15 protein-coding genes are annotated in these 13,820 nt (G+C 27.4%); 3 read left to right on the forward strand and 12 right to left on the reverse strand.

Annotated features, from left to right (window positions below; translation table 11 throughout):
- Window positions 1-206 precede the first annotated feature (206 nt).
- The gene (locus tag CUEA01_RS02310) at window positions 207-1,400 is read left to right on the forward strand and encodes a PucR family transcriptional regulator (protein WP_234117516.1); all 1,194 of its coding nucleotides are present in this window, start codon (window positions 207-209) and stop codon (window positions 1,398-1,400) included.
- A gap of 161 nt (window positions 1,401-1,561) precedes the next feature.
- Here CUEA01_RS02310 and CUEA01_RS02315 read toward each other — a convergent pair whose 3' ends face one another.
- A complete protein-coding gene (locus CUEA01_RS02315) occupies window positions 1,562-1,750 on the reverse strand; it encodes a ferredoxin (protein WP_234117517.1) in 189 nt (62 codons plus the stop codon).
- Between the two features lie 337 nt (window positions 1,751-2,087).
- On the opposite strand from CUEA01_RS02315, the gene CUEA01_RS02320 reads away from it, so the two are divergent.
- The gene (locus tag CUEA01_RS02320) at window positions 2,088-2,885 is read left to right on the forward strand and encodes an ABC transporter substrate-binding protein (protein ID WP_234117518.1); all 798 of its coding nucleotides are present in this window, start codon (window positions 2,088-2,090) and stop codon (window positions 2,883-2,885) included.
- Between the two features lie 125 nt (window positions 2,886-3,010).
- On the opposite strand, the gene CUEA01_RS02325 is transcribed toward CUEA01_RS02320, so the two are convergent.
- The 9 genes from CUEA01_RS02325 to CUEA01_RS02365 all read right to left on the reverse strand — a co-directional run bounded on the left by CUEA01_RS02325 (window position 3,011) and on the right by CUEA01_RS02365 (window position 10,168).
- The gene (locus tag CUEA01_RS02325; protein ID WP_234117519.1) at window positions 3,011-4,726 is read right to left on the reverse strand and encodes a B12-binding domain-containing radical SAM protein; all 1,716 of its coding nucleotides are present in this window, start codon (window positions 4,724-4,726) and stop codon (window positions 3,011-3,013) included.
- A gap of 64 nt (window positions 4,727-4,790) precedes the next feature.
- The gene (locus tag CUEA01_RS02330; RefSeq protein WP_234117520.1) at window positions 4,791-4,928 is read right to left on the reverse strand and encodes a hypothetical protein; all 138 of its coding nucleotides are present in this window, start codon (window positions 4,926-4,928) and stop codon (window positions 4,791-4,793) included.
- Between the two features lie 45 nt (window positions 4,929-4,973).
- Window positions 4,974-6,251, reverse strand: a complete 1,278-nt coding sequence (locus tag CUEA01_RS02335) for an MFS transporter (RefSeq protein WP_234117521.1) — start codon at window positions 6,249-6,251, stop codon at window positions 4,974-4,976.
- A complete protein-coding gene (locus tag CUEA01_RS02340; protein ID WP_234117522.1) occupies window positions 6,248-7,525 on the reverse strand; it encodes a radical SAM/SPASM domain-containing protein in 1,278 nt (425 codons plus the stop codon). Before CUEA01_RS02340 ends, CUEA01_RS02335 begins: the two co-directional genes overlap by 4 nt.
- A gap of 87 nt (window positions 7,526-7,612) precedes the next feature.
- Window positions 7,613-7,777 (reverse strand): hypothetical protein, encoded by a 165-nt coding sequence (locus CUEA01_RS02345; RefSeq protein ID WP_234117523.1) that lies wholly within the window; start codon window positions 7,775-7,777, stop codon window positions 7,613-7,615.
- Between the two features lie 56 nt (window positions 7,778-7,833).
- Window positions 7,834-7,992, reverse strand: coding sequence for a hypothetical protein (locus tag CUEA01_RS02350; protein ID WP_234117524.1), 159 nt, complete (start codon window positions 7,990-7,992; stop codon window positions 7,834-7,836).
- 70 nt (window positions 7,993-8,062) lie between these two features.
- Complete coding sequence (locus CUEA01_RS02355; protein WP_234117525.1) at window positions 8,063-8,632, reverse strand: hypothetical protein; 570 nt, start codon at window positions 8,630-8,632, stop codon at window positions 8,063-8,065.
- 17 nt (window positions 8,633-8,649) lie between these two features.
- On the reverse strand, window positions 8,650-9,921 hold the full coding sequence (locus CUEA01_RS02360) for a M16 family metallopeptidase (protein ID WP_234117526.1): 1,272 nt from the start codon (window positions 9,919-9,921) through the stop codon (window positions 8,650-8,652).
- A gap of 85 nt (window positions 9,922-10,006) precedes the next feature.
- Window positions 10,007-10,168 carry a hypothetical protein gene (locus CUEA01_RS02365; RefSeq protein ID WP_234117527.1) on the reverse strand — a complete coding sequence of 54 codons (162 nt, stop codon included), beginning with the start codon at window positions 10,166-10,168 and terminating at the stop codon, window positions 10,007-10,009.
- Between the two features lie 192 nt (window positions 10,169-10,360).
- Here CUEA01_RS02365 and CUEA01_RS02370 point away from each other — a divergent pair, with 192 nt between their 5' ends.
- On the forward strand, window positions 10,361-11,689 hold the full coding sequence (locus tag CUEA01_RS02370) for a helix-turn-helix domain-containing protein (RefSeq protein WP_234117528.1): 1,329 nt from the start codon (window positions 10,361-10,363) through the stop codon (window positions 11,687-11,689).
- Window positions 11,690-11,734: 45 nt separating this feature from the next.
- Here CUEA01_RS02370 and CUEA01_RS02375 read toward each other — a convergent pair whose 3' ends face one another.
- Together CUEA01_RS02375 and CUEA01_RS02380 are read right to left on the reverse strand one after the other, a co-directional pair.
- On the reverse strand, window positions 11,735-13,126 hold the full coding sequence (locus CUEA01_RS02375; RefSeq protein ID WP_234117529.1) for a HAMP domain-containing sensor histidine kinase: 1,392 nt from the start codon (window positions 13,124-13,126) through the stop codon (window positions 11,735-11,737).
- Window positions 13,116-13,808, reverse strand: a complete 693-nt coding sequence (locus tag CUEA01_RS02380) for a response regulator transcription factor (protein ID WP_234117530.1) — start codon at window positions 13,806-13,808, stop codon at window positions 13,116-13,118. Before CUEA01_RS02380 ends, CUEA01_RS02375 begins: the two co-directional genes overlap by 11 nt.
- Between the last annotated feature and the right edge of the window lie 12 nt (window positions 13,809-13,820).

A 13,820-nucleotide genomic window follows, 5' to 3' on the forward strand; every position in this document is an offset into this window, starting at 1 on the left:
ACTTTATAGTAAATATAAATTACTTTTTATTAATATAATATTAATTTCAAGTTATTTTGTTGATAATTTAAAGCTTTTTATATGGTATTATTATTAATTTATCAACAACTTAATTATAATTTATTTTTACTGATCTAACAATCAACGTCATGTACCTATTTATATAAAAATACTGTACATTATGTACAATATGGGAGATGAAATTTTTGTCTTTACTAATAAAAAACTTATTTGAATTTGACTCTCTTAAAGGAATTACCCTTATGACCAATGAAGATAGTGCAAATAATGAGATTTCGTGGTTTAATATAATGGAAATTTTAGACGAAATCAGCTATTTACAAAAAGGAGAGCTACTTCTTACAACTGGTTATAAGCTTGATAACGAAGAACTTAACAAAGATTTGATATACAAACTTAGTTCAAAAGGCCTTGCTGGTATGGGAATACAAACCGGGTATTACTTAGATGAAATACCTCAGTATATAATAGATGCTGGAAACAAATATAATTTCCCTATATTTAAAATTCCAAAGGATTTGAGTTTTTCAATAATTTCTCATGTGGTTTTAAAAAATGCCTACAATATAAATATTAAGTTTAAATCCGAACTACAAAAAAATAGGTTTATCTTTGAAAATTTAAGTCTTGGTAAAGAACTTAGTCTCAAGGAAAAATCTCAAATATCGGATAGCTTAAAGTTAACTTCAAATTCGAAATTATGTTTATTGATTTTATCGGTTACTAATGCTTATGATAATTTAATTCCAGAAAGCACTATGCTCAATCTAACAAATAAATTAAGAAATTATTTGCACTCTCAAGAAATTCTAACTATAGTTGAAATATCTAATGATAAAATTCTCTTTTTAGTTGCTTCTGACAACAAATTAGAGACTAAAAATTTAAGCATTAATATAACAGATATTTTAAAAAAGCATTGTGAATCCGAACATAATTTAATACTTCTAATTGGTGGCAGCTCTATATTTGCAAGCATAGATACATTAGTACCTTCGTTTAAAGAAGCCTATTCTAGCTTAATAACTCTTGAAAAAATTAAGGCTAAAACAGGCATTTGTTTCTACAACTACTTAGGACTTTTTAAATCCCTTGGCTTGATTAGTTCAGACAAATATACAGTTAATTTTCTACAACAAAAGGTTAATATACTTATAGACCATGATAAACTTCATAAAACTAATTATTTTTATACGTTAAAGTGTTACTTAAATAATGACTGTAATATAAATGTAACTTCCGAAAAGCTTTATATACACAGGCATACCTTACGAAATCGACTGTGTAAAATAGGCGAGTTATGTAATATTGATTTTAATGATTGTTTTTTAAAGTTAAGTTTATCGCTGGGGATTTATTTACATGATCTTTTTTCTTAAACTCATAATTAAATCTTGTAGTATAAAATTATTGCAACCAAATCAAGTGAAGGCTTTTAACGAGCAAAGCAAGGTAAAACCCTTCACTATTAGCTTTTTCGCCTTCTTTTTAGGCGAAAAAATTTAACTATTACTTCACAATATTTAAATAATTGTATCTTCTAATCTACTTTAATCGCATTTACCGGACATGAAGCTTCCGCATCCTTTGCCTCATCCTCAGATTCATCAGGTATTACTGTATCCTTAGCTACTGCTTTACCGTCATCCTCCATTTCAAATATTTCCGAACAAATTGTTGGACATAGTCCACATCCTATACAAGTATCCTTATCTACATAAGCTTTCAAGTTAACCGCCTCCATAAATTCTATAATAACCCAATTACCTTTTTTTATTCAAAAATATTCATTTAAATTATCAATTGTTTAACACATTTTTATGTAACTATTAATATTGCAATTTGTTAAGTTATATGTTAACATATTGTTAACGTCAATTGAATACTAATGTATTTTTATTAGTTTTTCACCTTTTTAATTGAAAAATATAAATTTAAAAATAAGCTCATTATTACTTACATATTTTTCACAAAAATACAAAATAATATACCTATGTTTTAAAATTAATTTAATTGCAATTTGCAATGATTTCTCTACAATATTCAAAATAAAGGAGTGCATTATAATGATGAAAAAAATTACCACAATAATATTAATTTTATGTATAAGCATTTTATCTCTAACTGGTTGCGGAAAAAGCAGTACTTCTAGTGACTCACTTGAGAGAGTAAAAAAAGCAGGCGTTATGGTTATTGGTATTGATAACACTTATCCCCCAATGGAATTTAAAAACAAATCAACTGGTAATAATGAAGGTTTTGATATTGATATAGCAAATGCAGTTGGTAAAAAACTTGGTGTAAAAGTAAAGTTTGTTCCTAATGCTTGGGATGGAATTTTCCTTGCACTTAAAGCCAAAAAATTTGATTTAATACAATCAAGTGTTAGCATAACTGACGATAGAAAGAAAACTTTAATTTTCACAGATCCATACATCTATGGTGGTAACGCTATATTTGTAAAAGCTGATAATACTACCTTAAAAAGTGATAAAGACTTCCCTGGAAAAGTTATTGGCTGCCAAGCTGGTACAACAGCAGAAGAAGTACTTGGAAAATTATCTGGACTTAAAGACGTAAAAAAATATGAAGCAATGACAGATGCATTTTTGGACCTTGAAAACGGAAGAACAGCAGCAGTAGTAACAGATCCTATGGTTGGAGATTATTATAATATCACAGAACCAGGTAAATTTAAAAAATTAAAATCTTCTTTAACAAAAGAGCCAATTGGTGTTGCTTTCAGAAAAGGAGATACAACTTTAAGAGATGCTTATAATAAAGCTTTAAAAGATTTAAAAGCAGATGGTACTTTATCTAAGTTATCTAAGAAATGGTTTGGAATAGATATATACGCTGAATAAAAAAATCAAATAATTTTATTGCTTGTAAAAAATAATAGATTTCAAGATAATTAACCCATGTATCTTGAAATCTATTATTTTTTTATCTATGCACATATCGTTTATATAGTGAAACTATTTCCAAACTAGAAATTGCAGATGTCAAGTTTATCTTCAAAAGGATTAATTCTTTTGCTTTTAAATACTCCATTATGACATGAGTTAAAATATAAAAAAAGTGCAACATTAACTCCTTCACTAAAGCCAAATTTTGTCCATCCCAATCCTTTCATAAGTTTATTATAAGATTTAGTTATTAGAGTATTTAATAATTTTTCATCAACATATTCTCCTAAATTATATTTGAATTTATAACAATAATGCATATCCCCTTTTTCTACTATAGGCGTAATATTAAATTTATTGGGATTACTCATTATAGCTGTATTAGAAAACAAACTAAATTTATTAATGGTAAAAGTAACTCCATTTTTGCCACCAAAAGTTTTAATAACAAAATTTATTGTATCTTCTACATCTGATGAAGTTTCCCCCGGAAATCCAGCAATTAAATTTAAATGAACTGATATATCCGATTTAATTACACTATTTAAGACTTTAGTAATTGTTTTTTTATCAGGTATCTTAGTATATTTATTCATTGCATCTAGTACTTTCTTTGATACAGATTCTAAGCCAAACATTATTTCATAGCACCCTGCTTGCTTCATAAGCTTGAACAAATCTTCTGTATAATTTTCTTCTATCCTTAACCGGCATAACCATTTAAATTCCATCTTATTTTTAATAATAGCATTACAAAAATTTATTATAACTCCCATATTTAATGCTTCATCAGAAAAAATAAAATTTTTATATCCCGCTTCAATGAATCTATTAATTCGTTTAAGTGATTCATTATAATTTATATCCAAATTTGTTTCTTGCCTGTGCTTTGTGTTATGAGTACAAAATGTACACTTATTCCAATAACATCTATTTGCACTTAACCTTGTCCATAAAATAGGTTCACCAGAATATGTGGGTACTAATGGGAAAATATTATTTTGTTTTTCTAAACTGACTTTATAATCAAAATCACTTATTTTAACAAAACCTTTTCTAAAAGTACCAAAAGCCACCTCATTTATTAATGCCTTTATAACCAAATCTTTTTCAAACTCATTTTCAACAACACTATCAAATACCTTAGTTATATTATTTGTTTTTTTCAAATTATCCATAAATGAATTCAGTGAAAAATTTTCATATCCATGATTAACTAAACTTACATACATATCAGGATTTACTTTTCTGAGCAAATTAACACTTATCATTGAAGTTAGTAAATCTTGCTGAGAGGTAATCTCCACTAATAAAACATCAATTTTATTTTTTATTGATTCTAATGCTTTCTCTATTATATTTGAAAGTAATGTAGCTCTATTAGAGTAATCCAGTAATTCACCACTTTTATTATAATTTAAGTTATTTACTTTTACTCCAGGCATAAAAGTAAATGAGCATTCCTTTTGAAAGTTATTTATCATTTTTAATTGTGTTGTTAAATATGTAATGCATTTTATATATTCTTCACTGCTATCATATGTCATAAGGTTAGTTAACTTATTCAATGCTTCTATAGATTTTTCTGTACTTTGTTTAAAACCTTCATTATCTTTCATTTCTACTGATGAATAAGATTTATTAATAATTTCAAACAACTCACTTCCAAATACCACCTTCCAAAAAAAATAGTTGCAATTAAATATTTCAACATTAGAAACATCATCAATCCAATCTCCCGGATCCTTTACTGCGGTAGGAAAAACACCTGGTGGTATAAAATATGTTATATTCAAAATAATCACTCCCAAAATCAAAATAAAATATATAAACCAGCTCATTTGAACTGGTTTATATATTTTATGCTGTTGTAATTCCTAAAACTCCAGGCCCAATAGCATCAGCTGTAGGCTCAGAATTATTACAATCCACTTGTTCGTTAACATCATTATTTTCAATTACGCTTTCTTTAGTTTTGTCTTTTTTCTCCTCATTCATATCTTTCACCTCCATTTTACTTTTAAAGCTAATTTTATTTCATAATTAATTTTCTTCTACTGCAGCATTCACCTTATCTTCTTTAACATAAGTTAGTCTTCTATATACAAAAGATGAAAAAGCAAGTACTAAACTAGCCGCAAAAACAACTAAATATACAGGTACAGTATCAAGCAGAACTCCAAATAACATTTGCCCTACTGGCATTGCAGCCATACATACTGTATTCATCACTGAACCAACTCTACCCATCATATCAATTGGCACCTCGTTTTGAAACATAGTACCAACAAAAATATTAATAGCTGTCATTAAAACTACTATTACCAATGATAATAATGCTAATGTAATATAAGGTACAAAACTAGATTTAAATAAACTTGTATATAAAGGAGATACTATAACTGCTACTATAGCAATAACCCCTCCAACAATTATCGTATTTCTAGAAATAACTTTTTCAAATGATAGATTTTTAAAAAGCGATGTGCATATAAAAGGTGCTATAACCATACCACCTAAGAGTATTGCTTGAAATATTCCATATTGAAAATCATTGCATTTAAATAGATTCTTCACAATATAAGGAAAACCTATTTCACATAAAGGAGACATAGCAAAGTTTATAATTAGTCCAACAAATATTATAGCAAGAATAGATTTTTTACTAGTAGTAAACTTTAATCCAGTAGTAAATTCATTTAAAAATTCCTTGCCAGAAAAACTTGAATAATTAGTTTCGTTTTTTGGTATATCTATAAGCATTTGACAAAAAGCTGAAAATATAAAACTTATAGAGTTTAAAATTAATATTATAGACAAACCGTATAATCCAAATATAAGACCTGCAAGTAAAGGTGCAATTATTGAGCTTACGCTATAAATAGCCGTTTTTAAAGAGTTAGCATCAAGTAATTCTTCTTTTTTTACAATTGAAGGAAGTATTGCTCCTATAGCAGGAGAATATAAAAGTGATATTAAAGATAATATAATAACTAATCCATAAATATATGGTAAACTTAAAGTTCCATATAATTTAAACATAATTGCAGTTATGCCAACAGTTATACCACTTATAAAATTCAAAACAATTATTATCTTTTTTCTATCAAACCTATCTGCAAATACGCCCATAAATGGTCCAAGCAATAATTGAGGTATTAAAGTTACAGCTAATACCGAAGCAAACTTCGTTCCTGAACCTGTAATTTTAAGTACATATAATGACAAAGCAAAATCCTGCATTAACGTTCCTATATTAGATATAATTGATCCTAACATTAACAAGGAAAAATCCTTTTGTTTTAACAGTTTTACATTCATACTATTTCTCCTTTATTATTTATAATATCACTATAATAATGAAGCTTAATTCTATCTTCTAATGTCATGCCTCCTTTAGCTTTAGCAATGCATATATTAGAATTTTTAAATCTACTCAATTTACAACCGTCCATACACATAGGTAACTCTATGCACTCTCTGCATGCTTTATTATCAAATGGTGACATACTATGAAATTTATAATATAAAGACTGATCAGTAAAATTTATATTTTTCTTATCTCCTATGCTTCCAAAATACAATCCTTGTTCACCTGCCATAGAGCAAAAAGTCAAATTTCCTTTTGGATCAATAGTAATAGCATTTGGTGTACTTGCTTCACACTTTACTAATCTATTCACCTTATCCGAATACATATATCCTTTTTCTATAGCCAATTTATACAAATTATAACAATTTAAATTTTCTTTGTTTTGAAATACATTTACAATCTGAATGTTAACATTCCTTCTATACTTTTCAGGAATTATATCAAATAACTCAACTATACTTATATAATTATTTTCATCAAGATTTATTCTCAAATTTAAATTAATATTTTCTTGTAACAATTTCACAAAATTCTTTACTACTTTTTCAAAAGTTCCCTCTCCATTAGCAAGAGGCCTTTTTTTATCGTGATAATATTTTGTACCATCTAATGTAATCTGAATATTTTTAATTGATAAATCATTTAACATACTTATATTTTTATCATTAAACAAATAACCGTTGCTAGTCATTCTAGCTTCATACTCACAATTGTTTTCATCACATATTTCCTTAAATATTTTTGTTAATTCAACAATTTTATTAAATTGTAACATAGGTTCTCCACCAAACCATGCAATCTTCAGTTTACTTATTTTTTTACACTTATCTTTTACTAAATTAGTAATTTTATTTGAAACCTCATCTGTCAAATTTTCATTTTTATGTTCTTCATAGCAATATACACATCTAAAATTACAATTAAGCGTCGTTTGAATAACTAACGTTGCGGTATCTTGTTGAAATTTTTGTTTATTATATAAAAAACTAAGCCTGCTTATTTCATCAAGCTCATCTGAAACTGCTGCTCCTATTTTAATCATTTTTTTTATGTATTCAGCTTCTTTTAATTCAAATTTATCATGTTTTAATTTTTTTAATATCCCTTTAATCTGTTCTTTTTCCAAATTATTAAATACTAAATATTTTCGCGTTAAAATATTATAAAGTAATGATTTCTTATCATTTACATCTAAAATTATATTATATTTAGACTCCTTCATAGTTTTCTCCTTACACAGCTTGATATATATGCGAAAATCCGCATATATATCAAGCTGTTTACTTTATTACTATACAAAACTCAAACTTTATTTAGTAGATATTACTACACAAAAATTAAGTCCTGCTTCCTCTTCAGCTGAAAGATCCAATTCTTCATTTTGTATAGCATTGGCTAATTCTGCTGAATTGATATACACCTTTCCTTCTTCAACTTTAACTTGTTCCTTTGTAACTTTAATTTCCTTTGCCATAATAAATTCCTCCTAAAATAATATTTATTTATTTTTAATTAATAATAATTAACAAGCTAAGATTTTCCTGTTACTTTTATTGTTAAAATCTCATATCCTATTCCATTGCTTTCCTCATCAACTTCAGTATCTAATGAAGTATCTTGAATATCTAAATCATTTAAATTCTCATCCTGTTTAACTTTACGATTTTTGTTCTTTTTATCCTGTCCCACATCCAATCACCTCCTTAAAGTGCCATCTTTTTAATATATCATTACTAACTTTTAAATTTTAGTGAAAATATTATCCTAATTTATATGGTGCTAATGCACTTATAAATCCATAAGTTTCATCAGCCTCTAAATTTTCTAAGGCTTGATATTTTTCAAATAATTCTTCTAAATCTTTTTTAAAATTCACCATTGTTTCTTCATCAGCTTTTATAAAATATGCTTTTATTTTATGAGGCTTTTGCTCATAGTCAGGTATATTCCTTATAATATCCCTTGTCAAAGATGCAAAATGCTGCGCAGATAATTCAATATTTTCTTTATCATTACTTGATTCACAATTATTTTTTACATAATTCAATATTTCAATATCCGTCGATGCCAATTTATATGTTTTTTCTACCTTACCATCAATTATTCTTACATCTGTTACTTTAATAAGCTTTGCATCAACCAATCGCTTAACATATAATTGAGTAGAAAAACTAGGAGTATTCAAATCTCTAGAAATTTCTTTTATTGTTTTAGCGCCTGACAAAAGAATCAATAATATGTCTAAAGCCTTTCCGTTAACAATATCCTTTTTAAATTTATCATCCTCATTAATAAGTGCTACTTCATTTATGCAAGGCATATCAGCCATAGAATCATCTCCTTTCCCTAATTCATTTTAAGTAACGGAACTAGTGCATCTATATCGAATTTTCCAATAGCCGCTAGTCCAATATTGTTTTCATTAAATATTTCTGTTGCAACTCTGTACACATTTTCTTTTGAAACATGCTTAATATTTCGAACTTCTTGCTCTAATGAAAACGACTTTCCGTAAGATGAGCATTTACCCAAAAACTTTAAATGCGCCACTATGTTATCTATATCTAATAAAGTTCTTGTTTCAAGAATTCGTTTCGCTCTATCAACTTCTATATCATCAAAACCTTTTTCTTTTATTCTTAAAAATTCATTTGTCATAATTTTTACTATCTCTTCTACTGATTCATGAGCACATACAGCCATAAACCCAAGCGTTCCTCTATCTTCATAAAAATTAGTAAAAGCTCCCAAGTTGTATGCTAGTCCTCTCTTCTGACGAATCTCCTGGCATAACCTTGATTCCATAGTAGGATTACCCAATATAGTTGATAAAACCTCTATGCTAAGCCTGTCTTCATGGTTGTATGATGGAAGTCTAAATCCTATTGATAAAGCTGAACTTTTCCCGTTATTCACTGAATTAAAATATATGCCAGGATCACTATCTACAATTTCTTTATATTTTCTAGTACTCTTATCACTCCATGGTGAAAAACTTTCTTCAATCATTTCTAATGTTTCTTCATAATCAATTCCACCTATAACAACTAATGTTGTATTTTCTGGTGTGTATGTTTCATCTATTATTTTTTCTATATCCTCTAGCTTAGCTTTTTTTATATTTTCGATATTTCCAACTATTATTCTACCTATACCTGTATTTCCCCAAAGTGCTTGACTAGTTCTTTCTTTTATTTGATTAAACGAAGAATAAAAAGATACAGTTTCCTGTGTTACAACTTTTTTTTCATTCTCAAATAATTCTTTTGAAAAAGTCTTATTGTCCATAACTATACTTGACAAAGTTTCTATGCATTTTCCTAAAGTTCTAGTTAATCCTGTAAAATAGTAGCTGGTAGTTTCTTTTGTGGTACCTGCATTATAAACAACACCTTCATATGAAGTTTCGTCAATTAAATTTTTAAATCTTTTGTTATCATAGTTGTTTATATTAATCATAAGATGTTCTAACAAATGTGATAATCCATTAGTCTCATCATCTTCATGCTTACTTCCTTGCTTTACCCAAACACCACATGCCATCGTCTTAACAGCTGGTATTTTATGCATAACCACTCGTAATCCATTTTCTAAATATACGGTTAATATATCATACACTTTCTCACCCACTTGCTTAGTTGTTTTGCTTGTATGTAATAATATCATGTTTTTTTTAAAAAGTAAATAATTTTTATTTACTTTTTTATTTTTTAATTTCTGGATCAATAGAGTCACTAATATATATATTAGTTAATGCATACTTTTGTTGATTGTTTTTATTTGCATTACTAATATTTTTTGCCCCAATATTTAATACCAACAATGCACTTAACCCTATAATTATTATTTTTGCTGATTTTTTCATCACATTGCCCCCTCTTTTATTAATTGTAGCCTTTTAGGTAAATTTGTTTAATAAAGTAAACTTTGATTTGTTTTACCTTATTATATCACTTAACTTTTTTAAAGTAAATATATATTATTTACTTTTATGTTTTTTATTTTTATTAACTATGATATAATTAGATAAGAAATTTCAATTAAAGGAGAAAGTATCATGAATACTAAAGTTATTACAGCTGGCGAAAAGCTTAAAGATATAAGAAAAAAATATAAGATAAAGCAATATGAATTAAGTGGGAATGAGCTTACACGAAACATGATAAGCATGATTGAAACTAACAAAGCTGGGCTAACGAAAAACACAGCTGAAATACTACTTAAAAATATTCATATATTATGCGAAAAAAAATCTATAGATTGTGATGTTACTTTAGAATATTTGCTTGAATCAGATGAAATTCAAGCAAAAAAAATATGTGATGATTTTATTAAATTATTGAATTCAAATCCTACGAAAATACTTGAAGATGAATTTGAAACAAGTCTCATTGAAATACAAAAGTTGCTAGATGCATATAAATTGAGGGATAAAAAATTAACAATATATTTAAAACTAAGTGATATATTTGATGATTGTCGTGATTTTTATAAGGCATACCTCTATTCTTTAAGAGCTTTTGAAAATTATAATGATTTGTTCAACAACCCCGAATTAATAGACTTGATTATTAAAATCACTTATTACTGCAATCATTTAAAAAAATACAAAGAAATGCTAGATTTTGTTAAATTAGCATATATCTATATGCCTAATCTTCCAAAAGATAAAGAATACAAATTAAAATTCAACACCATAAAAGCTTATAAAAATTTAAAGGATTATAATTCCGCCTTAAGAACAATTGATGAAATAGAAAATACTTTTAAAGAAAATTTAAATTCAGATTCTGCAGAAAAAATAAGCATCTTGATTTTTAAAGCCAATTGTCTTAGCGAAAAAAAATTTTTTATAGATGCCCTACAAATACACAGAAAAATATTAGAATTGACTGAGGATAATGTGGAACTTCATCTTGTCACATTATGCAATATAATTGAAGTATATATAAAAATAAAGGATAGCCAAAAGCTCAAAGAATATATTGATAAATCTATCTTTTATTTAAAAGAATATGACAAATTAGAAAACAAAATTTATTCTTCTGAGATATATAATCTTATTGGATTGGGATATTACACTATAAATAAATTTGAAATGAGCAAAATATACTTTAACAAGGCTTTAAGTAAAGCCAAAAAATATAAAGATGTAGACGTTATAATCTCAGCTTTTGAAAAGCTTTTAAGTATAGCTATAACTACTAATTGTACAGATGAAGTGAATGATTTAAAAAATCAATTGATTGAAATAATTTCTCTTGAACTATTGCCTATAAACAATGTTGTGATATTTCAATTTATCAAATATTACAATGACTTAGGTGATAGAGAAACCATTAATGATATAGTTAACTTTGTAACTTCTATGCTATCTAAACGTTAATATTTTTAATTAAATTACAATTTTAATGTTTTATATTGTTTCTCTCTACTCTAACGGAATAGTAAAATAAAAGGTACTTCCATTATCTTTTAAGCTTTTGCAATAAATTTCTCCTCCATGTTTTTCTACAATATACTTGCAGGTTGAAAGTCCTAACCCTGAACCTTGTATACGTGAATTTCTGGACTTGTCTCCTCTGTAAAATTTATTGAATATATAAGGCATATCTTCTGGTGATATGCCTATTCCATTATCTTCAATGCAAATAAATAGATATCTATTTTCTATATACGATTTAAAACTTATTGTTAAATTACCCTTGCCATATTTCATTGAATTGCTTATAAGATTAAAAACTGCCTGATATATTCTTATATTATCTACATTTATAATTCCCTCTGGAATACCTTTGTCCCATATAAACTCTATATTTTTACTCTTAAGTTCTAAATCTATTTCTTCTATTAACTTTTGTAAAAATGGCTTTATAGATACTTCTTTCTTTCTAATTGTTAGCACTTCCAAATCTGCTTTTGATTGTTCAAGTAAATCGCTAACCAGACTATTTAAAGTATCTATTTTTTTTAAAATTATAGAGGTATATTCCTCTTTTTCTTCCAGCGTTTCTGCCATACCATCTCTAATCGCCTCTACATATGCCTTAATTGATGACAGCGGTGTTTTTATATCATGAGAAATTGCTGCTATTACTTCTTTTTCGGACTTTTTAATGTTCTCCTCTTTTTTAATATGATCACCTAATTCATCACGCATAAGTTCAAAGGCATAGGACAAGTCTCCAACTTCATCTTCGCTATTATAAGTAACATAATTATCAAACTTTCCTTCTATAATGTCATTTGAACTTTGTGTTATTTTTTTTATTGGTTTTAGTACTTTTTTGCTTACAAAAATTTTAAAGCATAATAAAAGCAAAGATAATATTACAAGCATTATCACCTCTGGAGTTAAAGTGATTAATTTTCGCTTAAATAATGAATTTTCTTCAAGATCCGTATGTTTTATGAAAGCCACAAAAAAACCTTTATTTTCACCATTAATAACAATTGGAAAACTACTTTTAATATAGCCCTTATATTTGATCGCTGAACTATTATCAAACTGAAGAAAACTTTCCAAGCTTTGACTTTTGCCTATATTTAAGCTTCCTGAAGCATATAACACTTCGCCTTTATTGTTAAGCACCACATAAGGATATTTCCAAGTTGTAAAATTGCTCTGCCCACTAGCAAAGCTTTCTTCAACTTTTTGAATTTTTTGCGCACAAATAAGCCTAGTTTTATTATAATAAAGGCTTTCATCTTCATTTGGATAAAAAGTAAAAGTCAAAGCAATAGCTAAGACTTCTAAAGTAATTATGGCTATAATAAAAATGTTTATTAACTTAGCAATACTCTTATTATCACTATGCCTCAAGCTTATACCCAACCCCTCTAACAGTTTTTATATAATTAGCTCCAAACTTACCCATTTTGTCCCTTAACCTATTAATATATACTGCAACAGCGCTGATTTCCCCGTACTCATTAAAACCCCAAACCTTTTCATATATTTGTTCCTTTGACAACACTTGGTTCGGATTTCTGCATAAAAGTGTGAGCATTTCAAATTCTTTAGAGGTTAAAGATAAAAACTCTCCATTTATAGAAACATCATAGGATGCTGTGTTTATTTCTAAAGCTTTTATTTTAATAATGTTTTGTGCCTCTTCTGAAACTCCTGTATTAAAATCTTGGTATCTTCTTATATGCGCCTTAACTCTAGCTACTAGTTCAAATGGACTAAAAGGTTTTGTAATATAATCATCTGCACCCAAGCCAAGGCTTAAAACTTTGTCCAAATCACCGTCTTTAGCCGATAACATAATTACAGGTACTTTTGACTCACTTCTTATTATCCTGCACACTTCCATGCCATCTAGCTTTGGAAGCATTATATCCAAAATCACCAAATGGGGCTTAAAACTTTTAAATATATCCAAAGCTTCCTTACCGTCATTTGCCGTACTAACCTGAAAGCCCTCTTTAGTTAGATACTTTTCTTCTATCCTTGCTAAATCAACCTCATCATCAACAATTAAAATTCTCTCATTGGACATAATACAACCCCC

Source organism: Clostridium hydrogenum (assembly GCF_021432385.1).
Lineage (GTDB): Bacteria > Bacillota > Clostridia > Clostridiales > Clostridiaceae > Clostridium_S > Clostridium_S hydrogenum.